This window comes from Janthinobacterium sp. SUN100, from assembly GCF_030397705.1.
Taxonomy (GTDB): domain Bacteria; phylum Pseudomonadota; class Gammaproteobacteria; order Burkholderiales; family Burkholderiaceae_D; genus Janthinobacterium; species Janthinobacterium kumbetense.
This window is the reverse complement of the sequence record NZ_JAPUBU010000001.1, coordinates 1910437-1935515: the sequence shown is the minus strand read 5'-3', so window position 1 is coordinate 1935515 and position 25079 is coordinate 1910437. Positions and strand designations below refer to the sequence as shown.

22 protein-coding genes and 1 pseudogene are annotated in these 25079 nt (G+C 51.0%); 14 read left to right on the top strand and 9 right to left on the bottom strand.

Annotated features, from left to right (window positions below):
- Positions 1-27: 27 nt before the first annotated feature.
- Positions 28-663 (top strand): glycoside hydrolase family 75 protein, encoded by a 636-nt coding sequence (locus O0881_RS08550; protein ID WP_289910913.1) that lies wholly within the window; start codon positions 28-30, stop codon positions 661-663.
- Between the two features lie 242 nt (positions 664-905).
- Here O0881_RS08550 and O0881_RS08545 read toward each other — a convergent pair whose 3' ends face one another.
- Both O0881_RS08545 and O0881_RS08540 read right to left on the bottom strand, forming a co-directional pair.
- Positions 906-1661: a hypothetical protein gene (locus O0881_RS08545; protein ID WP_289910912.1), complete on the bottom strand. Its 756-nt coding sequence runs from the start codon at positions 1659-1661 to the stop codon at positions 906-908.
- A 1686-nt stretch (positions 1662-3347) separates the two neighbouring features.
- Positions 3348-3656, bottom strand: a complete 309-nt coding sequence (locus tag O0881_RS08540) for a hypothetical protein (protein ID WP_289910911.1) — start codon at positions 3654-3656, stop codon at positions 3348-3350.
- 516 nt (positions 3657-4172) lie between these two features.
- Between O0881_RS08540 and O0881_RS08535 the strand changes: the two genes are divergently transcribed.
- Positions 4173-4493: a hypothetical protein gene (locus tag O0881_RS08535; RefSeq protein ID WP_289910910.1), complete on the top strand. Its 321-nt coding sequence runs from the start codon at positions 4173-4175 to the stop codon at positions 4491-4493.
- Positions 4494-4833: 340 nt separating this feature from the next.
- Here O0881_RS08535 and O0881_RS08530 read toward each other — a convergent pair whose 3' ends face one another.
- From O0881_RS08530 to O0881_RS08520, 3 genes are all read right to left on the bottom strand, one after another.
- Positions 4834-5193, bottom strand: coding sequence for a hypothetical protein (locus tag O0881_RS08530; RefSeq protein WP_289910908.1), 360 nt, complete (start codon positions 5191-5193; stop codon positions 4834-4836).
- Positions 5190-5858, bottom strand: a complete 669-nt coding sequence (gene parA / locus O0881_RS08525; RefSeq protein ID WP_289910906.1) for a ParA family partition ATPase — start codon at positions 5856-5858, stop codon at positions 5190-5192. The genes O0881_RS08530 and parA overlap by 4 nt, the downstream gene beginning before the upstream one ends.
- A gap of 1098 nt (positions 5859-6956) precedes the next feature.
- Positions 6957-8249 (bottom strand): phage/plasmid primase, P4 family, encoded by a 1293-nt coding sequence (locus O0881_RS08520; RefSeq protein ID WP_289910904.1) that lies wholly within the window; start codon positions 8247-8249, stop codon positions 6957-6959.
- 1136 nt (positions 8250-9385) lie between these two features.
- Here O0881_RS08520 and O0881_RS08515 point away from each other — a divergent pair.
- The 3 genes from O0881_RS08515 to O0881_RS08505 all read left to right on the top strand — a co-directional run bounded on the left by O0881_RS08515 (position 9386) and on the right by O0881_RS08505 (position 13100).
- Complete coding sequence (locus O0881_RS08515; RefSeq protein ID WP_289910902.1) at positions 9386-9901, top strand: hypothetical protein; 516 nt, start codon at positions 9386-9388, stop codon at positions 9899-9901.
- A gap of 104 nt (positions 9902-10005) precedes the next feature.
- Positions 10006-10794 (top strand): hypothetical protein, encoded by a 789-nt coding sequence (locus O0881_RS08510; protein WP_289910901.1) that lies wholly within the window; start codon positions 10006-10008, stop codon positions 10792-10794.
- Positions 10795-12530: 1736 nt separating this feature from the next.
- Complete coding sequence (locus O0881_RS08505; protein WP_289910899.1) at positions 12531-13100, top strand: hypothetical protein; 570 nt, start codon at positions 12531-12533, stop codon at positions 13098-13100.
- Positions 13101-13387: 287 nt separating this feature from the next.
- Here the strand turns inward: O0881_RS08505 and O0881_RS08500 are convergent, their stop codons facing one another.
- Positions 13388-13825 carry a helix-turn-helix transcriptional regulator gene (locus O0881_RS08500; RefSeq protein WP_289910898.1) on the bottom strand — a complete coding sequence of 146 codons (438 nt, stop codon included), beginning with the start codon at positions 13823-13825 and terminating at the stop codon, positions 13388-13390.
- A 281-nt stretch (positions 13826-14106) separates the two neighbouring features.
- Between O0881_RS08500 and O0881_RS08495 the strand changes: the two genes are divergently transcribed.
- From O0881_RS08495 to O0881_RS08480, 4 genes are all read left to right on the top strand, one after another.
- Positions 14107-14781 (top strand): hypothetical protein, encoded by a 675-nt coding sequence (locus O0881_RS08495; RefSeq protein WP_289910896.1) that lies wholly within the window; start codon positions 14107-14109, stop codon positions 14779-14781.
- 263 nt (positions 14782-15044) lie between these two features.
- Positions 15045-15521 (top strand): surface-adhesin E family protein, encoded by a 477-nt coding sequence (locus tag O0881_RS08490; RefSeq protein WP_289910895.1) that lies wholly within the window; start codon positions 15045-15047, stop codon positions 15519-15521.
- A gap of 37 nt (positions 15522-15558) precedes the next feature.
- On the top strand, positions 15559-16242 hold the full coding sequence (locus O0881_RS08485; protein WP_289910894.1) for a hypothetical protein: 684 nt from the start codon (positions 15559-15561) through the stop codon (positions 16240-16242).
- A gap of 718 nt (positions 16243-16960) precedes the next feature.
- Entirely contained in the window at positions 16961-18487 is a 1527-nt protein-coding gene (locus O0881_RS08480; RefSeq protein WP_289910893.1) for an HNH endonuclease, read from the top strand.
- A gap of 63 nt (positions 18488-18550) precedes the next feature.
- Here the strand turns inward: O0881_RS08480 and O0881_RS08475 are convergent.
- Together O0881_RS08475 and O0881_RS08470 are read right to left on the bottom strand one after the other, a co-directional pair.
- Positions 18551-18922 (bottom strand): annotated as a pseudogene (locus O0881_RS08475) (OB-fold nucleic acid binding domain-containing protein); the annotation flags it as partial.
- A 28-nt stretch (positions 18923-18950) separates the two neighbouring features.
- Positions 18951-19712 (bottom strand): hypothetical protein, encoded by a 762-nt coding sequence (locus tag O0881_RS08470; protein WP_289910892.1) that lies wholly within the window; start codon positions 19710-19712, stop codon positions 18951-18953.
- Positions 19713-20855: 1143 nt separating this feature from the next.
- On the opposite strand from O0881_RS08470, the gene O0881_RS08465 reads away from it, so the two are divergent.
- Complete coding sequence (locus tag O0881_RS08465) at positions 20856-21236, top strand: hypothetical protein (protein WP_289910891.1); 381 nt, start codon at positions 20856-20858, stop codon at positions 21234-21236.
- Between the two features lie 261 nt (positions 21237-21497).
- On the opposite strand, the gene O0881_RS08460 is transcribed toward O0881_RS08465, so the two are convergent.
- The gene (locus O0881_RS08460; RefSeq protein ID WP_289910890.1) at positions 21498-22724 is read right to left on the bottom strand and encodes a hypothetical protein; all 1227 of its coding nucleotides are present in this window, start codon (positions 22722-22724) and stop codon (positions 21498-21500) included.
- A gap of 390 nt (positions 22725-23114) precedes the next feature.
- Here O0881_RS08460 and O0881_RS08455 point away from each other — a divergent pair, with 390 nt between their 5' ends.
- From O0881_RS08455 to O0881_RS08440, 4 genes are all read left to right on the top strand, one after another.
- Positions 23115-23504 carry a hypothetical protein gene (locus O0881_RS08455; protein ID WP_289910889.1) on the top strand — a complete coding sequence of 130 codons (390 nt, stop codon included), beginning with the start codon at positions 23115-23117 and terminating at the stop codon, positions 23502-23504.
- 44 nt (positions 23505-23548) lie between these two features.
- On the top strand, positions 23549-23809 hold the full coding sequence (locus tag O0881_RS08450; RefSeq protein WP_289910888.1) for a hypothetical protein: 261 nt from the start codon (positions 23549-23551) through the stop codon (positions 23807-23809).
- A 72-nt stretch (positions 23810-23881) separates the two neighbouring features.
- Positions 23882-24475: a DUF1819 family protein gene (locus O0881_RS08445; protein WP_289910887.1), complete on the top strand. Its 594-nt coding sequence runs from the start codon at positions 23882-23884 to the stop codon at positions 24473-24475.
- The gene (locus tag O0881_RS08440; protein WP_289910885.1) at positions 24472-25059 is read left to right on the top strand and encodes a DUF1788 domain-containing protein; all 588 of its coding nucleotides are present in this window, start codon (positions 24472-24474) and stop codon (positions 25057-25059) included. The genes O0881_RS08445 and O0881_RS08440 overlap by 4 nt, the downstream gene beginning before the upstream one ends.
- The last annotated feature ends 20 nt before the right edge of the window (positions 25060-25079 follow it).

Below are 25079 nucleotides of genomic sequence, written 5' to 3'. Positions count from 1 at the left end.
TTTAAACTTACTGTCAAGGAGTGGGGGATGTCGAGAATTTTGGGGTCAATTATGGGTAAGGAAGGCACATGCGATGTTTGGGAGGATGACGATGGCCGAGTGTACTTCAATGCCGATGGAAAAATTGATGCTGATGGCGCTAACGGTCAGAGTGGAGCTCCTCCTGCCTATAAGGAAGATGATACAGGAAGTGACTTTCTGGCCAACGGAGGCATGGCCAGGGTCAACGGGAAGGTAATTTGTAAGAAAGAGTGGGCCCGTGACGTAGTGATACTTGGGTCTGACAATGAGCCACGTGTTTTCCCTGGCGGCGTTATCGCTTCAATGACTTGGTATCGCAGCCCGGGAAAACGCGCGGACGACCCTTTTGCGTATGTGGATGCAGAAACAGTGCCGTATGTAGTGGTGCCCCCATTGATAGTACAAGCAACCGCTGGGGTGGTAAGGGGTTGCAAAGCCCGTATTACATTCAATGGGAGGAGCGTCGATTGCGTCGTCGCAGATAAGTCTGGGTTCACGAGTATCGGAGAGATGAGTATTGCAGCTGCAAGAGCGTTGCACATCAATGCTTCGCCTCGGAGTGGCGGCGTAAGTAGCACTGACGTTTTTTTCGAACTCTGGCCGGGTATTGCCGCGCCAGGCTATATGCTACAACCCTCATAATACATCGCCTTTGCCCCTTTCTCGACCCAGGGGGCAGGGAAAAGTACGTCGTTTCCCGCCTACCATGCGCTATGTCGGGGCTGCAAATTTCTCAGCTTGCCAATGCAGAAGAATGCCGTTCTCATATGCCTTATTGTACAAATAAACTGAGGCCGTAGTACCTCTTACGTCCGCAGGCATTGCTTCATAGCGACTGTTGTTTGGGGCTGTCTGTTAGCCCCCCTCCCCCTTGGTTAGGAAGATTAAATAGGCGGAGGAAGATTGGCGCCCTTCAGCATATTTTCGACTGTTCTCTCTGGATGGAACACAGGCAATGCTTTGTTGACGACCGTCCCCAATTGCATCAGGTTCAGTTCAGCATGCCAAGTGCGAGGAATGTCGGCACCGGTGATTAGCGCTTTCTTTTGACGATTGATGCCTTGAAAACCAGGAAGCCTGCGCAATGACGTCACAAGCTTGATGAGATAGTTTGGCTCTCGTTCCCTGCTGGAACGCACGCGCCCCGCGGCTTTAGCAAAAGCGTGGCGCCAACGCGATATGAAGCCGTCCTGAAGTACCCACGTCCAGACATAGTCAAGGTCACCATTTCGGCGGCGAACGGGACGTGACACTAGAGCGTACTGCTTTTCCCAGGAAAGACGCGAAGCCGGTTCACGCGCGTCCATAGTTCGCTTTTCTTTGCTCAGTTCTCCGACTCCTTCGGTCGCCATGAGCCAGAACAGCCATTCGCGTTCGGGCTTCTCTTCGGGAGAACTTACCGCCGGGAAAAGTACCAGCCGCGCACAAGAGCGACCTCGCAAGCGGTCGTTATCCCGCATGCCGCGGGTTGCCAGGACACGGTAGCTATCATCGAATTTTCTTATTAGTTGAAGTACCTTTGCCGCTGGAACGACACCAGATTGAAATAGGTGATAGCCATGTCCCGCTGTCTCAGCGATATAGCGCATTGCTGCGGTTTTGGTTACGGCGACGTGTACTGCGTAGGATTTCTTGTTCATTTTCCGACTTCCTTAAAATTGATTTCTCCTTGTATAGCGACATGGCGCCATGTAAGAGCGGGAAAGCGGAATAGGGGAGAAACAGGCTCTAAATTGCAGTGGCTCCAGCTGGAGCTACGTGTTTTCATCCACTGTGCCGAAGGCACCTAAAAAGAGGCCAAGAAAATTTCGAGAAGGCTTTTGTTACCTCGCTATACAGGCCAGGACACTCATAGCCAGTGTTATTACGGGGCCAGCCACCCTCAAGCCAATTTTCTTGGCTCTGGGGGCGCGCCAACGCCCCAGAGCCTTACACACAGTTGATGCACTGCAGTCTGCTTTAGTCGAGCAAATTGCAGTAGCGTCGGGACCGCCGGATGCACATAATCGTGCCCGTCCGGCGATAACGGGCAGCCAGGGAGCGCCACTCCCTGGTTGACCCACACCGTCTCATGTCTTTATGAGAGGGCGCGACCGTCTCAAAGGACCGCCTCGTAAGAGCGCGGCGCTGCAGGAACACTCGGTGTCCACCAGGGCTCCCGATATGTGAAAGCAGATGAAATCCGAAACTATGGAGAGACCAGGTATCAAATCCTGGACTTGTATCGGGGCGCGAAAGCGTCCGCAAGCTACCCACACCCAGAACTCTGCCAGGTACCCGCAAGGGGCTTGGTGCGCATCTCAACAAACGAAGGGACATGTCCGTGAGCTCGACAGAGAGCGGCATGAACGCGGGGCACCAACTTGCGCAAGCACGTTGGGTTCGGGGAGAGCTTAAGGGTGTAATTGCGACTAACGTCGATGGCAGGGATGCTATCGACCAGGCGTCGCATTGGGAGAGTAAGAAACGGACCGGAAGGTCTTGCCGTGGGATGAGGTGGGTAGTACCCCTCATTTGTGCGAACTGATGGAACTTTGGAGAAGCGCAAGCGTTTGGGCCTCTTGGCTGCGCGACGGGACACCTCGGTGTTCGCCCGCTGGAAACGGGATTCAATGATTCTTAAGCACGGCTACTTATTCGAAGATACTCCATGGTGAAGACGGGAATGTTGGCCGGAAACGGCGTTGTCAATGATGGGGCTGACTACCCTTGAGACAATGCTTCAACCGAGATGCGGGTAACCGTATCGCGCCGACGGCTGCAAGATGATTAGTGATGGCGCAAGCCAGGCAAACGGAGGGTTCGCACGAAAACCTGTTTGCTTGCTCCCTCGGGAGTGACACGAAAGTCTTAACCGACGCGAAAAGCGTCGACTGTGTGATATATAAGGCTATACCTGTGCTGCTTGGCAGTGGCCAGGTTTCTGATTCCTTGGCAGGAATTGGAATAGTATAAAGCACCTTGGCGGGTGCAAATGCTGATGATATTTAGGTGACCGCTGATTTTTCATATTTCTGAAAAATAGGTGCGTTTTTGTATTTTTATGATTAAAACGGGGGCAGGTTTACTTGCCCCCGTTTCCCTCGAACTTTGAATCCTGAACCGAGGGTAAACACATGGTAAATCGCTCTACATCTTTCGTGGAAATTCAGGATAAATGGTGCGGTCTATGGCGTCGAGTCCAACTTTCGTTGATATGATACGAAGAAATAATGAAAAAATGGCGGAATCCATTGCTGGGTTCCGCCATGAAAAGAATGAAAATATAGCCTATATTTTTATGACTTATCAGACCATCGCTCCTCTAGTCTATATTCCTGGTTGAATCAATGATAAGTATGGAGTTCTGATTTTGGATACGTAAACGTCCACGGATTTTCTTCGCGTACAAGACGTATCAAGTAAAAATTATGACTGATAATTAGCCATGTCGTTAGTTCAGAAAAAATTATTGCCTTTGTTTTTGGAGTAATGTTTTGGCATGCTGAAAATGCAGCCTCAACACGTTCTATTAAATACGGCACTGCATCATCCGGAAGTTCTTTTTCATGCGGCATTCTACGAGCTAATTCTGGGCGGCAAATGCGCAAGTCCAAAAGCTTCTCAATGATATCTGCGATATCCAGTAGTTTCATAATTCTTTCCTCGATATTTTTGGTCAGTGTCAACTCATCCGATGAAGAGTGACGGCAGGGGCGTTATGCTTCAACAAGGGCTTCCATGAAGATTTTCTCTATAGCGCGAAGGTGCTTTTCGAAAAAAATGGGTGCCCTGCCTCGTTTAGCTTCCTCGACAATTCTCACTGTGCAACGTTGAGGAATGCAAACAAGATGACTCACGTGCCGAATTCTCTCACATGCCTGTTTCTTGTCTCTGGCCGAAATGTATGCAAGAACTCGCCCCGATTTTCTGAATTCAAACATATACGTTGTACTAGGCATACCATATGTCCTTATTTTTTGGTTGGCAGTATTTTCTCTGCTTACCCGTATAGTGACGGATTAAAAACAGGTATGGTAGGCGCGGAATTTTTAAAATACTTCATTGGTACCAAAAAACTTGTTCTTTAATGCTGCCTAAAAAATAGGCTATCTTTCTCGTAAATCCGGTGTTAACATTAATTCCCCTATAATAAAAATAAAGGAAATAAAATGAATTTTCTATCGAAATTCTTCGATTTGATGTTCCCGCCATCGGGTACCCCTGATTCTGATTCTGATTCGGGTTCGGGTTCGAGCTCGGGTTCATCAGCCAGTGGTATTGACGATAATTTTTTCGAGCATGAATCTATGTTGGTCAATCCGGCAAACGGGATGCCGATGATGGGCGGTATCGGTGGCGTTGACGTAACAGGAAATTTTTGGGGGCAGTCCGACACGCTCAGTGACCACGGCCATTTCTCATCAGTTGACCATTCCGCGGATTCATTTGACAGCAGCTCGATGTTCGACAGCGGCCCGATGTTTGACTGAAGTTCCGTCGACGGGGATAGATTTCGGCGCCTGATAATTTACCAAATGGTGATGTCGGGCTGGAACGATTTAACGACCCGGGATGTAACTGACAGGGGAGGGTGTCCCATGTTCATGAGCAGCCTCCGCGCGGACTACGCGTTGAGCAGTCAAGGTCGAATGCAGCTCGCCGATTGCACCGCTTCGGTTCGGCGCAACGCAACATTTCACCCCTGCGCATTGGTGGCGACCGATGGTGTCACGAACACGCCGTAGTGAAGCAGGCTGCGGCCTTTGACGGTGATGCATCACGAAAAAATACCGTTACAACGAGTTAATCGTTATAACGGTATGAAATCAATCAGCTTTTTCTGCCGGGTACGAGCTTCTCAAGTCGGCCGAGAGCCTCGACCAATTGTTGACCATTGAGCGCGCCCAAGGCTTGTAATCCGGCGCGCACGACCTCGCTCTTGCTCGTCGACACACGACCTTCTCTGGCGGCGGTAATACGTAGTTCCTCGATTCTTGCATAGTCATCCGGGGGCATGGAAAACGTGTCCCGCACCACGGATGATTTCTGTGTGGCTGTTCTCAATTCCGTGGTGGGTTCCGTAGCCTTCAGCAGGATAGAATCTGCTTTGTCGAATCGGTCTACCAGGGCTACATCTTGTTGCGCAACTGTTGAGCGCAGCTTGACCTTATCAAACATCTTTTTCGTCACTTGCCTTCTCCTAGTAGCGCCAACACCTCGTCGGCGAGTGCGTTGACCTCATCTGCCGCGACCTTTGCATCCCGGCCTAGCGCTGAAACCGATACTCCGCTTACCACTGCTTCTTGATACGCAGTTCGATTCGTTAATCGCGACGACATCAATGGAATGCCGAATTCAGCTAACTCTCGCATGATTGCGTTCGAGAGCGACGTCCGAACGACCCGATTCGGCAGGATGGCAGCTTTCAAGGCTGGATTGAAATCTGCTCCCCGCTCAATCAAAAGTTTGACCCCACGTGCCGCCCACAAGTCTGCGGGCGATGGCGGCAAAGGCACGATAACCAAGTCGGCTACGAGAATCGCAGACTGGGGACTTAAAGAATCCAACCCTGGCGGACAATCGATGACGATAAAATCGTAGTTATCGAGCTGCTTTTGAATCTCTCGATGCACTTTCCCTGCATACGCGGAAAGGTTGATTACCGCCGCCGGAAATGGCTTACCTTCCGGTGCAGCGTTAGCCCAGGCGGATGCCGAGGCTTGCGCATCACAGTCCGCTACTAAAACCCGATAGCCTCGCTCTGTGATTGCACCTGCGAGAATCATCGTGGTTGTGGTTTTACCGACCCCTCCTTTCGGGTGGCAAACTGCAATGATGCGCGCTTGTTTATACATATGATTATCCTTTGACTAATGATGGAATCGATTGGAACGGTGATATCCGTTCTACTGATATGTAGCGACATGATTTATGTCGTCGGCGAGAAGTGGTATTTGAGTTACCGCCTCCGCCGGGTGACCAGGCATCCGCAGTAGGCCGTGGTCGAGCGCAATGGCGCGTGTGCTGACTTGTGCAAATCATGTTCGCGTCATGGCCTGAAACCGTATAGCTAGCGGGCGACGGGAAGCAACGATGGCGATGTCAAGTGTTCGAAACCGGGATGGTGGAGGATAGCTTTAACAGTGGTGGTAGTGGGCGTCGTTGGCAGAATCGTGGTTGCGTAAGCAGGAGGAAAGAACAAGCCAGCGAGTTGGGGGGGGGAGAGCCAACAAGTCTCTCGCGCATGGCGCCGGCCACTATGTTTTTCGCCGGCATCGGTTTAACGAGAAAATGCGAGTCCACATGTCGTAGCCAGACATACCGGTTCTTCGCTTAGGCACTGCGAATGCATGGCGATTCGCATACGATAAGCAGCCTGGGGGTCATCAGTTGGCCAAGAAACGCGAATGGAGCAGCGGTACTAGAAGCGGGCCGTGCCTGCGGCCGACACCATTCGATTGTCGAGCTCAGGGCGAGTTGTTTGGCAGAGCTGGGACGTTTTCAAAGCCTCGCCACATGGCTAGGAACCATGGGTAATTGCCGCGGTAGCGGCGCCGTTGCGAAGCGTTGGCCAATGAAGGAGTGTCCGCGACATACTTTAAGTATGCCTGGATGAATTGACATTGTATGTGCCAGGTGTGCCAAGTGTGTCAGGTTATTCTTTGAAAATGTTTCGTTGATGCAATGTATTTCCTTCATAATTCTTCTTAATCGGAGAATTGATGTTTCGTGTGTCATGTGTGCTGGGTAATTTTAAAAATTAGTACGCGAATAGATATACGGTAAATTGTGGCTTCTTACATGAGAATGGAATAGTTTTCGAATTTGCTTGACACACATGGCACACAGGGAAAGAAAACGCCCATATTTATGGGCGTTTTTTGCTCCGACCAGATTCATTAATTTTCTAATGACACCGGTCACATCAACGAATAGAAAAGTAGATACTCGGCTCAACCGCCGACTATGGCCAAGCCTGAATTTCTTTGCCGGCTGTTTGGTAGAAGTAGATTGCAGTAACGGACTTGCTGACTGCCTTCTCGTCTACGCCCTTCATCCAAGGACACGATGCCGCGAATCGTTTGCCAAAATCTCGGGGATGCCATCGATGCCATTCCATTACGTAAACACCATTCGCGGTAATGTTCATAAATTTCATCTTTTGTCGATTGCAGTGAATGAGATGCGATAATGTCGTTTTCTTCGAACCACGCTTGCACCGAATTGGTTTCCCTTTTTGCGTCGCTTAAAATACTCTGCATCGCTAATGGCAATGTTACTTCAAATGCTCCACGTTTCTGCAAGCGTAATAATCCTGCCAGAGCCCAATTTAGGACGCCCGGCATTTCGGTACGAATAATATTATCTGCCAAGAGCGGGTCACGTTCACTTTCTTTTACCGTCACGCTAAATGGGATAATATCCCACCGGCGCCAAAATCCAATGCTATGGTCGGTAATGGCAGGAAGATGGTTTCCCAATACTAACCATTTCCCACGGATGTGAGTGCTGAGCGGAGTTTCATATTTTCGGTCGATTTGTATTTTCTCGCCAGCAATCAAACTCTTGAGAATTTGCTCATTAATGCGTGCCTTTGGAACTTCATCAACGTAAATGAGACTTGCGCCGATGAGGACGGAGAGGCTAAAGCCGTCTAGAGAATCTAGGCGGATTGCAGCGGTCTTTTCGTGTAATTTCTGAACTATGTTAGCCAGTACACCTTTACCATTAGCGCCGCTCCCAAGCCACAGCTGGGCCTTCTGATACCGGGCATCCGACGTCAACGTATAGCCGATATATTCCTGTACGCGTGACCGCACTGCGGTGTCAGGCAAAATCATTTCCAGAAATTTTTCAAATTGAGTAGCTGGCCCAAAATCCGGCTGGAACTCACAAATGAGGGAGTGTTTGAGTCCCAATGATTTGTCGGGAGAAGTGAGCTCCACTTTACTATTCTTGACTTGGACATAGCCGTTCATGCAGGGAATCACAATATCCGCCGATTCTTTCACTACGTCTGGGAGCCAGAGTTTCGCAGAATTGACTGCTTTCTTCGCATTTTCGGCGGTGGCATCACGTGGTTCGGACGTTGCAATCCAGCGATATGCCTGTTTGCAGGCGATATCATCGCTCGTAACTGACCAATGGTTGCCTGTCCAGGTGTGGATAAGGCCACCATCAACTGCATAGTTGTCCGATGCACTCAGGGTCGTAGCGTATAGGTGAGGTTCGAAGCGCGCGTTCATTTGCTGCTCCCACTCTGGACTTCGACGTGACTGGCAAGCCAGTTATCGACATCAACCTTCCGCCAGCGCAGAAGTCGTGTGCCAGGTATGTGCAGGCGGGGAGGTACCGCAAGTCGGTTCCGCTTCAGGTCTTTCTTAATCGTTTCAGGACTGCGGCCAAGCAAGGCGCTGAGCTCGTTTAAATCTATGATTGTCTTTTCCATAAACCCTCTATTCGTTTCGTTATAGGGGCAAGTTCGTGCCAATTGCCATCGTTGGACGCCGATACGTGCCGGTAGGTGACGAGATGTCGGTCTATGAAGCTAGCGATTTTATATTGGACAATTTCAATAGTAGGACGGATGCTTCCTAGTAATCTTGATGTTGGATGCGCATATGAACAGGCCTGCAATCGCGCCACTTAGGTGTTTAAATCTTATTGGGAAGATTTTCTGCAACAGGGTGTTCCGCGTCGGTGCCTGTAAAGGATTAGTTTTCTAGAGAGTTATTTCCGTACCTTTATTAAGATAAGCTTAAAAATCGAGCCAATCCCATAAAGTCGATTGACAAAATTAAGCGAATAATGCTATGATGCAACTTATGGACTGAAGGCGTTGACTGCGAAAGCGATTGATGACCTGCCGCTGCAAAGAGTGTGAACTCTTATGGTGAAAGAATTTTGTAGGTCCATGTATTAATCGAAGCACCGTCTTGGCAACGCACGCCCCCTTGACGTTATTACACTCTATTTGAGTTCAATAACGTTTATACAAGGAGGACTATCATGCATTCATTGTTGCCAATAAAATTTCCAAAAATCATACATTTTTTATTTCCTCACGGCATAACTGCGTCATTTTTCACATCTGTCGTCAGCCGCGGTTTTTCACGTTTCCTTAGTTTCTATTTCCAGTTGCGGCCGCGTTTCGTTCGCTCTCATTCGTCTTAGCGCTCTTTACACTATTTTTCAATTGGAATTTTAAATTCTGTTGGATTTTTGTCGCCAAAAAATGATTAAACCTTCTGAGGCATACACAAATAGTCTGGTTTTCACTGGTCACCATGGCTTCACTCGTACCGGATATAAATTATTAAGCTACACCGAGTAGTTGGCCGAATAGTCGGCTGGCGCTTCTTTCACCACCAAAGGAAACATCATGAAAAGCAATGAACTGAATACTGTTGCAGCAACTGTCGAAAATTTTCCAGCTATTTCGAAGCGTCTTCCATTTGGACGCCAGCAGTCGTGGAACGCATCAACAAAGAACATGGCAAGCTATCTTTGCGAGCATGCGAACAACGGCGCCGGCCTCAACTCAGAGGAGGTCGCGCTGTTCGCAACTGGTCGCCTTGATTGGCTGTTGCGCAAAACGCGCCCTACGCTCAGTGGATTGTTCAGTGAGCGGGACATCATCGTTTTGCTGAACTGCTTCCAGGGTGACTTGCTTCCCCCTGACCAGGTAAGTCGCTTCGCATCCAACCTGTGCCACGAACTTGGTATCGAGTTGGACGAGTATGAGTCTAGTGGCGTTGGCCCGCTTATCAACAAGCTCCTGGAATTGACTTCGGTTCAACAAGTTGCGTTGGCCGACGTGCTGGAGCAGCTTTGGCACCGAGGAATGAGTGGTGATATGGGGGAATTTCTAGCTTCGATGGATATTGATTTGGTGTGATGTAAAGGTACTCTGGAGGAGCGGCGTCGTTTCCACACAAGACGGCGCCGCTTCGTCCTCCTGGTATCTATACAGGGCATTACCAACAAATTCGGATGCTCTGTATGGACATACTCGCTCAATTTATCAATGCCGCCGGACAGGTTGAATCACTCGAAGAGAAACGGTTTTACGCGGAAAAGTCGTTGCCGAAGTTCTACAAAGGCACGTTAGCGTTTGAGCCCATACTCTTGAAATCAAACCTGTTTGGTCACGGCTCCGGAGCCCGCGCGGTCTCGGACGTTTTTCGTTCAGTCGCGGTTTACGGTAACACCAAGATTGAATTCAAGGGTGAGGAGCTGCGCCAGGACGACCTGCGGGTACTGCTTGCATTGCTACGCCGCAGAGCGGGTGTGCGCGTAGACGGCGCGATTGAGTTCCTCCCGCGTGCATTTTGCCGCGAAGACTTGGGTTGGGCAGATAGCGGTGAGAGCGTCAATAAGCTGGAGGATGCAGTTCTTCGCCTTGCAGATGCCCGTGCTCGGGTCTATTACGAGAAAGGCATGCTCGCGATGTCCTTCATCAGCGATGCGCGACTTGCGAAAGTCGGGGGCTGGTCAATCTGGCTGTCGGGCCTACTTGCACCAATCTTTGAGCGCAACTTAACCTTCCTGAAAGCACGCGAGCGCCTCGGCATGAAGGACGGGCTTGGGACATGGCTATATGGATTCATCAAGGCTGATTCATGCCTGTTCGAGTTCAATCTTGAAAAGATGCGTCTGGCATCAGGCTCAACATACGTCCAGAAAGAGTTCAATCGCGCTGTGAGCAAAGCCCTCGCCGGATTTGAGGCCGACGGCATTGTCGCCAGCTTCGCTGTCGCCAAGGGCAAGCTGAAAGTCTGCAAAGCTTGACGGCTGGAGATTGACTGCGACGGCCGTTCACTGAAGCCAAACCGCCATAGTCGGGTTTTTAGTTGGTAAGGCGGTCGTAAAACGGCGGATTGGTCGGCGGCAAAATCCTACACCGGAAGACGTTAATGCCGCCCATAGGCAACAGAACGAGGAGAGGTCGACGGCAAAATCATACACCGACTGCGGCAAAATCGTACACCCGACCGGCCATAAACCCGCATAGACACGTACTCTCCGGGGCGCGTAATACCTTCTTAATCCTATCCGCGTTCATTTCGTCGCTGACCGCTCCTCACTCACTCGCAGCGCTTCATCGGTCCAGTTGAGTGTCGAGCGCCTCGCAATCTTGGCAAATCGTTTTTCGCGATTACCGTAAAGAAGTGTATCTCAAGAAGGCTAGCCACTCATCAACCCGAAAACATTATTTTTTTGGAATTGACCGTCGCAGCACTGCCGAGGATTTGTTTTTTCGGACCTCAGCATAAAGCGAACTCCAGGGGGGCTAGCCGCACGACACCCTCTTAAAAGACAAAGGCGATTGGCCACGGACTGCTGCCGCAGTCCAGAAGCCGATTTGCCAAGGGATGCTGCGAAGGACATTGAGTCGGGTGCTGGTCGAGGGCGTTCTTCAGGATGGCCTACACGCTCTTGTAGCTCATGGCGCTGTGTTCCAGCAGGGTGCCCGCAGGCCGCCTCCAGGCGCACGAGAGTACATTTCTGTCCCAGTGACCGCACGTTCAGGCAACTGCAGAAGGCCTGCTGGGGATGACGCCGCTGGCCCAGCAGCCGTTCGACCAGCACCACGCAGCGCGGCTCAACGGTGGCGGCTCGCGCCATCAACATGCCGGCGCTCCAGCCGGCAACTTCGCGGTGCGCCGGTGGCATGGGCGCGTCTATCGTCGTGTGGCGTCCCTTTAGGTGTAACAGGGCTTGGGTCTGGCAATGCGCTGGCCGCGCTGGAAGATTTCGACCGTCACGTGGCTCACGTGCACGTCGACCTGGGTACGCGCATGTTGGTACGGCACCGAGTACTAATGGCCACCGATATCGACGCGGTAATCGATGCCGACCCGCAGCACCGTCCATTCGGCGTATTCGTTGGGCGATTCCGCCAGCGCGCGTAGGGCCGGCAGGTCCATCTCTGCAAAGGCTCTGGCGCGTCAGCCGGGTAGCTTCTTGACGGAGCGTAGGTTCAGGTCCGTAAACAGGGTGCGCAGCGCTCGGTTGAATTCGATGAGGCTGAAGAAACGCTGGTGGAGCAGCCAATCTCCACGTCTTTTTTCTGGAGGCGTCTGGATAAATATAAATGCAGGTCCTAGATTCCGGGTGAGCGACGAATCGCGAACAACCCTAATCAACATGGAGCTCAAAAATGAAACGTGTATTTATCCTAAATTCCCCTGTTAGCTATCCCAGAGTTTTGACATCAGCAGAGTGCGAAAATCTGCGTGCTGAGGGTATTAATTGCTCTCCCGCGTGGCTGGTTATGCCCGTTTGTGGCGAGAGCGATAGCGGTGGCCAGCTGTATTCTCCGTCGCGGCGCGGCGGCAACGTAAACGCCGAAATTTACGCGTTGTTGGCCAAGCCATGAGCTCAAGAATAGCCATAGCAGTTGGTCAGCGACTTGCAGGGCGGGCACTTGACCGTCATGAGCGACATGATGGACCAGGTGTATTTATACGTAGAAGAGCAACTCAGAAGAGGGCTCACTTACCCATCAAAAAATCGGCCCCCCCATGAAGATGCTAATTGCCGAATGCAGCGGCCTTGCCAAGCGCGCCACCATCGCTGCTCTCAAACGTGCAAAATCACCTGCACCTGCACCTGCACCTGCTCTCAAAGTAACTGTTAAAGACCGCGCCGGTGGCCCTGTTTTCATTGTCGAACACGGCCAGGTTGCATTGTTAACAAAAAATCGATGGGGGCGTATTGCTCACGCTGTTTACATGCCTGAAGCTGATGGCTTGGTGGAGGCTTTGATAACAATCGACCGCCACACCCAGGCGGCTAGCTACGCCCGTGGCTTGATTGCAGAGCATTTGAAAGCAGCGGGAGCTGTAAGCAGGGAGGTGCTGAGCGTTGATGCGGTGCTGGAGTCGTTTCGGTGGATGTGCGCAAAAGATTTTGATGCCACGCTCGACGCTCTAAGCGACGGGGCGAGTATCGAAGACCTGTTCCAGGTGTGGCTTGAATCGAACCGCGATGCAAGCACGCCCTGGGACGCCAAGTTGCAGCCTCATCAACTGGATTGGCTGGGCGCAAGTTGGCAGAAATCGCTTGCCGCCAGGAACTTGAAGAAGCTGTAAACAAAAAGGGGGTATAGATGTGATTTGATTTCAGAGCCCTGCATCGCAGGGCTTTTTGTCAGTGCGTCAGACATGGCGTATCGTGTGGGGCACCCTGTTAAAAGACAACGGCGATTAGCTGCGGACTGCTTGCCGCAGTCCAAGAAGCGATTTGCCAAGGGATGCTGCGAACGACGTTGGGTCGCGTAACTTGGTGCCGTTCGCTCGGGACTGGGAATCGACTGCAAGCATGTGATTGGGCATCGTGGATTCGTATGCATGCTCAGCGGTTGGCCTCGGTACTCAGTTTACGGCAAGTCATCCAACAGCTCAGAAATCTCTATTTTCAAGCTCGACGCCAACCGTTCTAGCCGTACGACCGTTGTACTTACGGATGCCTTCTCGACTTTGGCAACGTAGCCTACCGAAAACCCGGCCATCTCAGCGAGAGCTTCTTGCGATAGCCGTGGAGTAATTTTCAGCCTTGCGTTCTGAAGCCGAGCAGCTACCCGCTGCCTGTAGGGTGGCTTTTCCGCTTCCCCAACAATCAACGCTAGCCTGAATTGGCCGATTGTATCGACCGAAATTACGCGTTTGCCACTTTCGATATGGCTCACGAAAGACCTATGAACACCCATGTGCTTCGCTAACGCCTGCTGCGTGTAACCGGCAGTTTCACGCAGGTTGCGTACCCAGTTCGCGTAGAACTGCTGAGTTAGTGGTGGCGTTCCTCGTTCATCGGTCATGCGCGGCATCATCGTCCGAATCAGTCATTCGGCACCAGAGATGATATGTCACCATCTTTTATATCAACATCATTTACATCGACAGCTATTTTGTCTACAATTAATTTCTTAAGTGAAATATTTCCAGAAAAATTTAGCTCGACTTGTTTTGTAGTTCTTTTTGTTTGAATTAATTCAAAACACGGAGTACTGGAATTCAGCTTGCGTACTCGAAAGACGCCTGGCGACTGGCACGGTTGCGCGCCGCGGCACCTTTGATGAATCTACTAATTAGGATGTAAATGAGTAAACAAAAAATCATGGTCATAGCTCTCGTTACGGCTGCGCTCAGCGGCTGCAACTCAGTGAACCAAAGCCTGGCTAATCGTCAGGAGGTAGTCGAGATTTATCACATTTTCGATTTCAAGACTCAAGCCGACGTCGCTACTGTGTCTCGTGCTGCTGCAAATGGTCTGGCTCAAAACACGAACAGCGTGCAGAGCTCGACACCGCTGCAGATTGGCAACACGGTACCCGCAGAGCCAGGAAAATTCACCTTGGTAGATATAGCTGGTGCGATGGGCGGCGGCATGGGCGCAATGATGCAACTCGCTGCGGCTCAAAACGGCGGCGTCGGAATCAAAGTAGCTAAATGCGATGGCGCGGTTTGGACTTCAAAAGCTGTCAGAAACATCTCTGGCTCAAGCAACCTGACTCTCTATAGTTGCCTTTATCGTTATCGGGCTGGCTACAACCTCGACATGTACGCAGTGTTCTCCAAGTCCAGTGGCGGCCTGAACGGCGTGTTTCAAAGCGGAGCCGACGCACTAATCGGCACACCAGAGGCTTGGGTAAACAAAACGATTGTTGACACCGTGCGCGCCATTGAAAGTGCAGCTGGCACACGGGCTGTACATGTTGAAGGGCAGCCAGAGCTCGGGCCGTTGCCGGCCATCGACAAGCTCAGTCGGGGCTAAACACCCATCGCTGCTACCGCGCACGCCGGATTGCAAAGGCACTTGATAGAACCCCTGCAACAAAATAGGTGGAAAAATAAGGTTGCGGCTGTTTTAAGCATGACCTCTGGCCCATCTGGTCTGCGTGCAGCAATTCTGGGTACACCGCCCTATGGCCAAGGGAAAGCGTATTGACCGGTTACGCTATTGGAAAATCATAAGACTTGGCCGGAGTTTATATTCTTCGCGCAGAGTTGCTTTAAAGATATAATTGGATATTATTCATGAAAAAAATTCTTATAGGCCTGAGCTTATTCTCGCTCGTTGGTATTGTAAATGCTGAACCAGCCCGTTTCATGTTGTACTTGAGCGGAAAAGAGCAGGCAAGATTTGTTCTTGAAAAAGAAATTGAAAAAAACAAGAAAAGTGTTAGGGCCTGGATAGAACGAATAAAAAATTCTGATTATACGAAGAAGGGGGAGTATTACTCTCGGAAAGAGCGCTGGGAGGCGAATTGCGTTAAGCGTACACTCCAAATATTGAACAGTGTAACTTACGATTTGAAAGGAGAGACGATTTCATGGTCGAACGTTCCAACAGGTTTGCAGCCCCTCATCCCTGGCACTTACGCTGCGGAATATTTTGAAATTTTATGCGACCCGAAATTTCCAAATATTGAATCGCTAACAACGCCAATGGATGACCCAGAAGAGTACGCAAAAAAAGTCTTTAAGGTGTTTGAAGAGCATTCATCAAAGTGAGAGAAACTTGCATGGTCGGCGCTACTGAATTTTTTCCATGAAATCGTTATTTTGGCGGAACCGAGGCCAAGAACAGGAACAGGAACAAGGACGTTTGATGAAAAAAATAACATCAGTATTGAGTGTGGTGATGGGGCTCTCATCGCTATTTTTAGTTGTTGGTTGCCAAAGCCCTGCCATCACTGTTACCAACAGCCTGTTCGGTATCAACCTGGATGACAACATGAAGGGCCGGAATCTCGGTGCAGTTGTCGCTTGGGATGAGCAGTGGGCGGGCTCGATGGTTTCTGCCGCACGCAATCAACTGTACGCCCAGGGTATCGCCAAAGGTACTCCCGAGTTCAACCTACGGGTTGTTCGGGTGAATACCCGTTTTGAGTTCAGTGGTTTGTTTGCGTCCACTGGCGACAGGATGTGGCTTACCTCGGCGATTGTGCCGGACCACCTGCCGAAGCTGCACATGTACGACCTCGTGGAGGTACGTCAAACAGATACATGGGGAGTGAACAAAGACTTTGCAAGCAAAGGTGAAGGCAACATCGTTGTTCGCATTCTCTGCAAGTATGGAACGCCGGACTATGAAGCCTGTCTGGACCGTCAACCCCGTATCGGCAAGCATCGTGGTTTTGGTGAGACCAATACTCTGTACCCTGTCAGTATTAAGGAATATGGCTTCACGTATACGCCAATGTACGACACTGATGGTAATGTAATACGCTGAACCTAAAAATCAATCTAGAAGCCGCCCTTGCTAAGGGAGGTTTCTTCTTTGCCCGCGAGCTAGTCGGGCGGCCCTTTGCTGAGACCGCTATCCGTTAAATCTGAAATTCAGGCGCTGGATAGGTCTCAGGAACGATATTTGGGTGCCGTCGTGGAAATGGACGAATCATTCCACCCTGCATGAGGTCGAATGATGGCGACCTTAAACACCCGCTCATAGAGGGGTTGAATTCGATGGTGTCTCGACATTGATTTTTTTCACGCAACGAGCGGTTGTGTCTCGGCATATAGACCGAGCTTTAGACACTGCCGACCGCCACCTTGACTCGTTATTGCCAGCTCAAAATAGCTCATTCTGCATGGGCGCCGCTGTCTTCGGTGCCGGAGTTCCTGTCATCAGTTCGGCCGGGTAGGGCAGTAGGTATGTCCTGGCCCGTTCTGGGTCCTTGCATCCAAGCCATTCAGAGTTGGGCTGGGCCTAGGCGGTCTTGTACGTTCGAAGTTGGCTAACGGTCTCTACGGACGTACAAATCAGTATGGGCGAAATCTCAACTTTGCCTAGTCCCCATTGTTCGTTTCTTCGCCCCCAATTGGGTGCAACATTGCCGTTTCGGTGTGGATTCACACTTTTTTCGCAGGAAAAATCGCTGAGAGCTCGCAAATTTCCTTTCTGTAATGTTAGTATTGTATATCTGTGAACATTTTGTTTAGAAGAAATTATGTCAAATATTATTGACCAATATCAAGCGGCGTGTTTACTCGCAATATCCCCCGAATTGCTTGCGTATCTAACTAAAAACACTGTAAAAAAAGGTGATGAGCGCAAGTTGCAGATTGCAAAGCGCACCGGGACAATTTTGTTTTTCGAAGAGGATGAGCTTAAAGCCTACAACGATTGGCTCTTTCGACCTTGGCCTGCAGATTTAAAAAAGCGTCCTCATCTTCCAAACGCAATTAAAGAGGAGGTGAAGGCTGAAGCTTCCGGGGAATGTGCAATATGTTCAAAAAATGGAAATTCTTGCGAAGCCGCCCATATCGCGCCTGTTTCACTGACGAAGTGCAATCATCCACACAACCTGTTATGGCTGTGTGCAAATCACCATACTAAATTCGATAACGGTAGTCTAGGGCCAAAAGGCGTCGACAATGATTTAGTAAAGGCGACGAAGCTGGTGGTCCAGCATGCGAGAAAGTATGTCTGGACGCAGGCCGTTGAGGTTAGCACGCAGATTGCGGCATTGCTGAAGCTAGCAAAGGACGCAACCGGGTACCTGAAAAATGCGACTAGTCAGAGCAATGTGGCGGTGGCAGAAGGTATTGGCGAAAAAGTACTCGAACTTTTGTCATCAGCTACTAGTAAGAATAAAAAGCAGAACTTGGCACCAGTCATTTCAAAAATTTCTTCCGCGTTAGCAAAGCCTAACACCAGCAGCTATGCTGTTGAGCCCACAATGGCTGAAAAACTGAGTATGGTTGCAGTTTTTGAAGATGAGTTTCGGTTCGAGGCGGGACTTCGGGATTGCCCGTTATGTCAAGGAAAAAGATGGCATAACGAGCAAGAATGTCCGGTTTGCCAAGGCGAAGGTAATGTCGGAGCCGACTTGAGAATTGACCTTAGCCCTTACGAACTTGTTACGTGTCGGCTTTGCAAAGGCGAACGATGTATCGATAGTTGCGATTGTCCAGCCTGTGGTGGCGAGGGCGAGTTTGAAGCGCGAATTGATGAGCAAATAGACTGGTCAGGTTTTGACAAAGTCTCTTGCCGGTATTGTAAGGGCAACCAGATTATTAATGGTAATGATTGTCCGGCCTGCGGTGGCGAGGGGACGTTAGACGCGCGAATTGATGGGCAAATGGACTGGTCAAGTTTTGACAAAGTGTCTTGTCGACTTTGTAAAGGGCTGCGGCGTATAGATGGTGAGGAATGCTCGGCGTGTGGCGGCGAGGGGGAGCTGGAAGCCCGAATTGATGAGCAAATGGATTGGCCAAGTTTTAATAACGTAAAGTGTGAGCTATGTGCAGGTAAGCGAGAATTCAGAGACAGGGACTGCCCTGTGTGCAATGGCGAGGGGGAATTGCCGCGCCGGGTTCTGGATGCCACTGACCTGAGCCGCTACAGGGATGTAAATTGTCCTCTATGCTTAGGTTTGGGAGAGTTCAAGGACGAATCCTGTCCTGAGTGTGGTGGGGAAGGAAAGATGGAGGAGTGGCGGGCTGGGGCGGTTAATGTTTCCGACTATCAATAAGGCGATTCAAGAGGTAGGACTGCAGTAACGTCCGTGGCTTTGTGGGGAGCATGCCCCTCGCTTTCAATGAAAATTCCGCGACTTGGTGTCCAGCTCCCCGAGCATATGACTCAGGTCCACCAGCCGTTCTGCAACCAGATGCCGTACGTTGCGCTCGCACTGCCACACGCCGTAGACTCCTAGTAGCTTGGCGCCCATTAGCTCCTTGCGCTGCAGCTCAACCAAGTTGGGCCAGCAAATGACATTCACGGTGCCGGATTCATCTTCAAGGGTCACGAGCATCACACCTTTGGCGGTCTCCGGGCGCTGGCGAACCGTGACGATGCCGCAGCCGTGGGCCAATCGACCATTGTCGAATTGGGTCAAGATTTCTGCGGGGAGAAACTTCATTGCAGCGAGTCGCGGGCGCAGGAGCGCTAGCGCTAGTGGATGACGTCTTTAAGTTCTCGCTCTAACTAACTTTTCAGGCTATCTCGACCGGGAAGTTGCTCTTCATCTTGTCACGCTCGAAGGAGTTAGCGTATGGTCTAACACGCGCGAGGAAGTCCGGGTCTGGTGTTACCGGGTCGGTGTCGATTAGGTGGGTTGGACCAGGTACGCCCCCACGAGGTGGAACGCGGTACTCGCTTCGAATAAATCCCCAGTCTCCTTGTGGCCGTATCCATAGGTCTCCGAATGTCCGCACGCGCGCGTCGAACCTGCAGCGTACCCAGTGAGGCCGCGTTTTCCTTCCGGTAGCGCTATGTGGTGGCTCTATCTCATACATAGATAAAAAGATATAGGGTAAAAACCATTCTTGCATCCCGCGGTTCTCCCATAGTTTTTTCCGGTCCGCTTCTTTGATGAAGTTGATGAACAAGAATATGCTGACCATTGGAACGATTTCTGCTGTATGCGCCCAATGGTGCTCCCAATTTTCGAAAAATGAACTGCGTATCGCGGCGCCTGCTTCAGGGTTTGGGTCTATCGGTGGAAGAATTTCGTAGCGTTCGCCGGCACTCTGTTTGAGCGGGCACCAGGCGTTGGGGTCAGGATTGTGCCCCCAAGTACGGGCGGTGGACGGAATGTTTTCGGAAACGGTGTGCATTGGTTGGCGGCATGCTACGCAAACGACCGTTGGCCTGACACGCAAGTTACCATTACCATCTTTCTTCGTACCGAATTCATCAACGTATTCTTCAACGGTAAATCGGCGTCCCGTCAATATCTGTAGCGCGCGTGTCATCTTTACTTCCTTTGGTGTTAAGACGTCTTGGGAGAGTCGCCAGAGTCAACATCCGGTCGATTAATTGCCGTATGGATATAGTTCCATGCGGAAACTTAACCGTCAAGGACTGTTTTTCTGTCGCGTGTGGGCGTTAATTCTCTCGTACACGTTCTTACATGTACTCCAAGGGCGCGAACGAAATTCTCGATAGAAATTTGGCACTAGCGCCGAAGTTAGGAAATCTCTACAGAACACGTAAAAGCACTCATGGAAAGACCAAAATTTTGATGAAAAGTGAGAAGTCTCGATAGGGTATCCGTACGTGTAAGAGATATCTTCAAACGCGGTCGGGGGTAGGGCGATGCTTCTTGTGGGTAACCAGTATCTCGCCATCCAGAGCTGTTGGCCACGGTCTTGCCGTAAATTTAAGCAGTCTGTGCGGGCGCGCGCCACCATGCGTTCTTCGGCTCGTAAGCATTGGTTATACGTTCTTGCTAATGCCCCAAGTGAGGACCTTCCCCGGAAGCTGTTGAGGAAGGGGGCGCGGTTGAGGTCATCAAGTACCGCGACCATCAAGAACCGTTAACCAGGTTTTTGCCAGAAATTTAAGCAGTCGCGACAACCCCCGCCGACGCTCGCTCTCCCGTTCGAGTACATGACTTATCCACAGTGCTGTCCACGCCATCTGTGGACAAATTCATCTGCCATTTTCTACGCAATTGCTGGGCTGACATTCGAAAATGCTACCGGCCCCCCGAAGGACTCAAACATGGCCATGCCGGCCTCGGATGTCATTCTCAGCAGTGATACATCTCATTACAAATGATGATTGGTGAAATATGGCGCAGTGCAGCATAATTTACCTGTCTCCTCCAAATCCTCCAAGAATTGGATTCAACCCGCCCTCAGTTGGCGGGTTTTTTTTTCGACAAAATTTCGGCTTCGGGGCAGCGCTCAACCACCCAGCGTCCTTGACCGTCGGTGGATTCATCCATGTCCAAGTCCATGGCGCTGGTCGCGCTATTGCAGCTGAATAAGCACGGAGCGCCCAGCACGTCGTCCCTCGTAATGTTATAGCCATGGCAGCACGTTGATGCTGGTTGGACTTGTAACGCCCCCGCTTTTAGGCGGAACTTGCGCTGCAAGGAGGGGCATCAACGTATGTGGCAGAAGATATCGGCCTCAATTTTAATTGTGCAGTACGCAACATTGTTTGTTATAGTTATTGCACTATCATTGCTTAACGGAGTAATTGTGATGCATCAACAATATGATGTCGATTTGCTGGTGGCGGTCGTGAAATCAGCTTTCCCAGATGTCTCTCAGAAAGCACTTGAGGAAGTCGTTAGCGCCCTGAAGGCTCTTGCAGCATCGACAGAAAGTGATGACTGGAAAGAGCTAGGTAATCAATTTTTCGAGAAGGCTAAGGAGGTGCGGGATAGTTCCGAGGTGTTTACCTATTGCCTGTTTGGTGGAGCGTGCCTTGGGCGCTCGGTTGACTTGGCGCGTGCCAAGTGTGTGCCCACAGGTGGTCAAAGCTGAGGGAAGGTAATGTTCAAGGCGCATGCATTATTGCGGCGCCATATTGCTGAATTTCTCAAGGACTTGACTGGTTGTTCGGAATGTTTATTAACAGTATAAACGATATAAATAATTATATCGTTTATACTGTAAGCAGAGAAATATCGTACAAACCGTATAGTGCGTACCTACCGTTCGAATTATAGCGGTGGCTGCAAGAAGTTCCTTGTTGGAGGCATTGGCGGAGCGGCGAACCCGCCACCGTGTCGCTGCGGCATCTGGCTACATCGCCAATTGGTGAGCAAGAACGCGTTGTACGAACATGCCGCCGACACCGCTCGCCGCAATAGCCGCTCGTACATTTTCCTTGACGGTGGCCTCATCCACACCCATAGCCCCGGCCGCCAGCATTACGGCGGCGTACGCGTCCAGCACGTCGATGCCAGTGATGTCGTAGCCATATCCGCGCATGATGCCGGTCAAGGCAGTCATGCCGGCCGCCATGGCGAAGGCCGGTTGCTTGACCGCGAAATCTCTGGCCCCCCGGATTAGAGTGCGAGGGTCCGCCGGACTCTTATTTGCCAGTTCGATGGCCAATTCGAAGAGGCCGCTATCCTTGGCAGCAGCAAACCATTTTCCTTCTTGGCCTGGCTGGCTCGCAACCAGGTCACGTAAGATGGTCTCCTTTGGTATGCCCGGGTACTTCTTTGTCACGGCTTTGAACGTTGCCAAGTTGGTCGTCGCGTACGTAGCCTCAACCGCATAGCGCGCGTACGCCTCGTCCACAAACCCTGCGTCCAGCAAGACACCCTCGCAGAACTCCGCTATCGCTATCAGTGGCTCATTCAGCCCTTTGGATTCCTGAGCATATTGAATCGCTTCGTCGCGCTTTCCCATCTTGGCCAGCGCCTTTGCGCCCCATACCCTGTAATGCCAAGACTTGTGCCGGTACTCCGACTTCGCAATCAATGCAAGCAGTTCGTCGTGTCGACCCACTGCGTATAGCGCGCTCAAGCATGCGGTCGTTCCCCTGAAGTATCCATATTCCCCGGTGCTCGCGCAATGGTCCCACATCGTCGTCACAGTTGGTGCCAGGTCGTCGGCCCATTTGGAAGCAATTTCCGGTGCCGCACACAGCTCGCCCCAGAATTCGCCCAGGTATTCCAGGTAAGGCATCGAGTCTTCCTGAAGTGCGTCCCACAGACGGTCCAGCCATCTCTCCCGCACGGCGCGAGCGACATCCACCTTGGCGATGATGGGCACGAGGGTTTTGATGGCAAGGTTGACGGCGCTGCCGATACCACCCGAGGAACTATCGACTTGTTCAATGGCCGGCGCCAGCTTTTCCAGGAACAGCACGGCGCCCTCGGCGGCCACCAAGGGTTCCTTCTTGGCTATCGCCTTGATTTCAACAAGTGCTTCTTTGATGCGCTGGATTGGCGTGTCTGATTTCCAGCCAAATGCGTTGCGGCGGAAGCGAGGGGGAAATTTCCATTTGTAGGTGGTCATGTAGATTTTTGCGCGGGGCTAATGGTGGGGATTGAAATAATTGATATAAACGGTATAAACCGTCTATCGATACGTGTTACCCAGGTAATGGAATATTGCTCTGCGAGCGCCACAAGCGCGCCAGCCAAGCCACCAGCCGGCGCGCGCAATAAAGGTCAGTTTTTTACCAAGTATTGGTTCATATACTTCACAGGTGTTTGAGTCGGTCAAAAGTCTGCTCCCGGACGATGGGCCAAGAGGATGGCACGGCCGCCCAAGGTGATATCCGTCAGCAACAGTCAGCGGACCATTGCGACTTATTTCTAAAGCTAGTATTATTTCTCCGGGGAAATTTCACCCCTGATGAAATCAGTTGCTATACGACGTAGGATAACTTTAAATAAGGACCATATGGCACTCATCGCCGACTACAAGCCGTTTAATCGTACGTTCAATTCTAAGTTCGCTACTGGCGGTTTCGACCCTGTTTCTCGCGAATTCACGCCGTTCGAAACGGTTTCTAGTAAAAACATCGAAGGCATCCTGGATGCGTTCGCCATTGCGTTGGAATCTGGTTATCTTGATTCTGAAAAATGGGTGAGCCAGGTCTTCGCCTCGAAGGCTGTTTTCGAGCAGTTCCTTGTGGAGTTCGCTAAGGAATATGAAACTTGGCGCATACATGACCGTTGGTATTGGGCGCTGGTGGAGGTTGCAAACGCAGGAGACCCTGCGGAGTGCGTCCACGCTAAGGACATAGCCTACCAGCTCGCTGAAGCTGCGAAAAATTCAGGTCAAATTTAATTTCCAATGTAAATAATTGATTCGCGCCCTCTTCGGAGGGCGTTTTGTTTGATGCTTTATTGAAAAATTTATTCCGCAGCGTAGAGCTTTTCCCTGGTCATCGTATCGGTGTTGCGATGGCTCTGGAGCGCGCCGGAAACTCCACGCTTCCTGTGATTTTAGGAAGTGATTATTGGAGAGAATTGCTCGCAGTTTCCGTTGTTGCGTGGGTTTCATCGAAAATTGGTGGAATTTCATCGTTTTCTCGCCGGAAACGTATTGGAGTGGCACCGATGACATTGCGCTTGCGGAATGCCATCAGTTAGACTGGTCAGCCCAAGGAACAATTCGTTTGAGAGCTATGAAGCAGGTCACCGCCACCCAACTACAGCGTTTGTATGACGTGGTATAACGCAGAAATCTATGTAGGCGCTCTGCTGCCGCTGGAGAGCCGACGCATTGCACGACTGCTGCTGACCGAACCGGACCAGCTAGCGTGGACGCATGCCATCGAGATAGAAAATATCCTGCAGAAGAGGACCGCTGCCACAGCAGCTCGGCAGGCCAGACTGCTACGTCGTCGGTTGACGACGTTGGATGCCGAAGGCTGGAAGATGATTGCCGAACGAGAGAACGAAGTGGTCATCCAGATGCTCTTGGCTGCAGCAGTTAAACACAGTCGACTACTAGGCGATTTTCTGCTACGGGTGTACGCCGACCGCCAGCGACGACTTGAAACAGAGCTGGCTCGCTCCGACTGGCAGGATTTCTTGGCCGAATGTGAACATCATGACGCATCATTAGCAGGATGGCCCCAATCCACAAAGAACAAGATGCTTCAGGTCATCCTGCGCATTTTGGTCGAGGCGAAGTACATTGATAGTTCAAAGTCGATGAAACTGACCCCCCAATCCCTGCATCCCGATGTGCGGCGTTATTTGAGCGCACATGATGAAACTTATGTCCTTGACTGTCTGGAACGTGTGAGATGAATCTGAGCTTTGACGAACGCCTCAACCAAATCCTGCCTCGTGTGACCTCGCGTGATTTCCTGGACAGCAAAGGTCTGGGTAATGAAATCGGATTCTGGATTTTTGATTACCCGCCTGACCGCGAGCTGGATATGCGCAGCTTTCTCCATGGCACAGTACTACCCGCGTTGACAAAACATGTTCCGGCTCTGCGCGCCGAGGCTATCGATTTGCTGCAGCTGGTGAAAGGGTTGCTGGAGGAGCGCAACCTGCTCGATAAAGCCATGGACATGCAGCTTAGCAAAGGCGACGACAGCGTGCTGGCTGCTCTGCGCTCGGTACTCAAAGAGGACAAAATTGCCCAGAAAATCGCATCTCAACATGATATCGCCAACCTCAACCTGTTAATTTTGACTGGCGTCGGCGCCGTTTATCCGATGCTGCGCACGCACACATTACTGTCTGCGCTGCATCCCATCATGGGCAACACGCCCTTGCTGATGTTCTTTCCCGGCCGCTACGACGGCCATTCACTACGACTGTTCAACGCATTGGCCGAAGACCACTATTACCGCGCCTTCCGTCTAGTACCAGAGAATACGTAGAGCAGCCCAGCCAGCACATT

Bases quoted from the DNA above. Each gene is read 5' to 3' on its own strand.
- O0881_RS08510 (WP_289910901.1), top strand. From the start codon at position 10,006: ATGGACATACTCGCTCAATTTATCAATGCCGCCGGACAGGTTGAATCA.
- O0881_RS08490 (WP_289910895.1), top strand. From the start codon at position 15,045: ATGAAAAAAATTCTTATAGGCCTGAGCTTATTCTCGCTCGTTGGTATT.
- O0881_RS08495 (WP_289910896.1), top strand. From the start codon at position 14,107: ATGAGTAAACAAAAAATCATGGTCATAGCTCTCGTTACGGCTGCGCTC.
- O0881_RS08440 (WP_289910885.1), top strand. From the start codon at position 24,472: ATGAATCTGAGCTTTGACGAACGCCTCAACCAAATCCTGCCTCGTGTG.
- O0881_RS08535 (WP_289910910.1), top strand. From the start codon at position 4,173: ATGAATTTTCTATCGAAATTCTTCGATTTGATGTTCCCGCCATCGGGT.
- O0881_RS08460 (WP_289910890.1), bottom strand. From the start codon at position 22,724: ATGACCACCTACAAATGGAAATTTCCCCCTCGCTTCCGCCGCAACGCA.
- O0881_RS08470 (WP_289910892.1), bottom strand. From the start codon at position 19,712: ATGACACGCGCGCTACAGATATTGACGGGACGCCGATTTACCGTTGAA.
- O0881_RS08455 (WP_289910889.1), top strand. From the start codon at position 23,115: ATGGCACTCATCGCCGACTACAAGCCGTTTAATCGTACGTTCAATTCT.
- O0881_RS08465 (WP_289910891.1), top strand. From the start codon at position 20,856: ATGTGGCAGAAGATATCGGCCTCAATTTTAATTGTGCAGTACGCAACA.
- O0881_RS08520 (WP_289910904.1), bottom strand. From the start codon at position 8,249: ATGAACGCGCGCTTCGAACCTCACCTATACGCTACGACCCTGAGTGCA.
- O0881_RS08540 (WP_289910911.1), bottom strand. From the start codon at position 3,656: ATGAAACTACTGGATATCGCAGATATCATTGAGAAGCTTTTGGACTTG.
- O0881_RS08515 (WP_289910902.1), top strand. From the start codon at position 9,386: ATGAAAAGCAATGAACTGAATACTGTTGCAGCAACTGTCGAAAATTTT.
- O0881_RS08500 (WP_289910898.1), bottom strand. From the start codon at position 13,825: ATGACCGATGAACGAGGAACGCCACCACTAACTCAGCAGTTCTACGCG.
- O0881_RS08485 (WP_289910894.1), top strand. From the start codon at position 15,559: ATGAAATCGTTATTTTGGCGGAACCGAGGCCAAGAACAGGAACAGGAA.
- O0881_RS08480 (WP_289910893.1), top strand. From the start codon at position 16,961: ATGTCAAATATTATTGACCAATATCAAGCGGCGTGTTTACTCGCAATA.
- parA (WP_289910906.1), bottom strand. From the start codon at position 5,858: ATGTATAAACAAGCGCGCATCATTGCAGTTTGCCACCCGAAAGGAGGG.
- O0881_RS08545 (WP_289910912.1), bottom strand. From the start codon at position 1,661: ATGAACAAGAAATCCTACGCAGTACACGTCGCCGTAACCAAAACCGCA.
- O0881_RS08505 (WP_289910899.1), top strand. From the start codon at position 12,531: ATGAAGATGCTAATTGCCGAATGCAGCGGCCTTGCCAAGCGCGCCACC.
- O0881_RS08550 (WP_289910913.1), top strand. From the start codon at position 28: ATGTCGAGAATTTTGGGGTCAATTATGGGTAAGGAAGGCACATGCGAT.
- O0881_RS08445 (WP_289910887.1), top strand. From the start codon at position 23,882: ATGACGTGGTATAACGCAGAAATCTATGTAGGCGCTCTGCTGCCGCTG.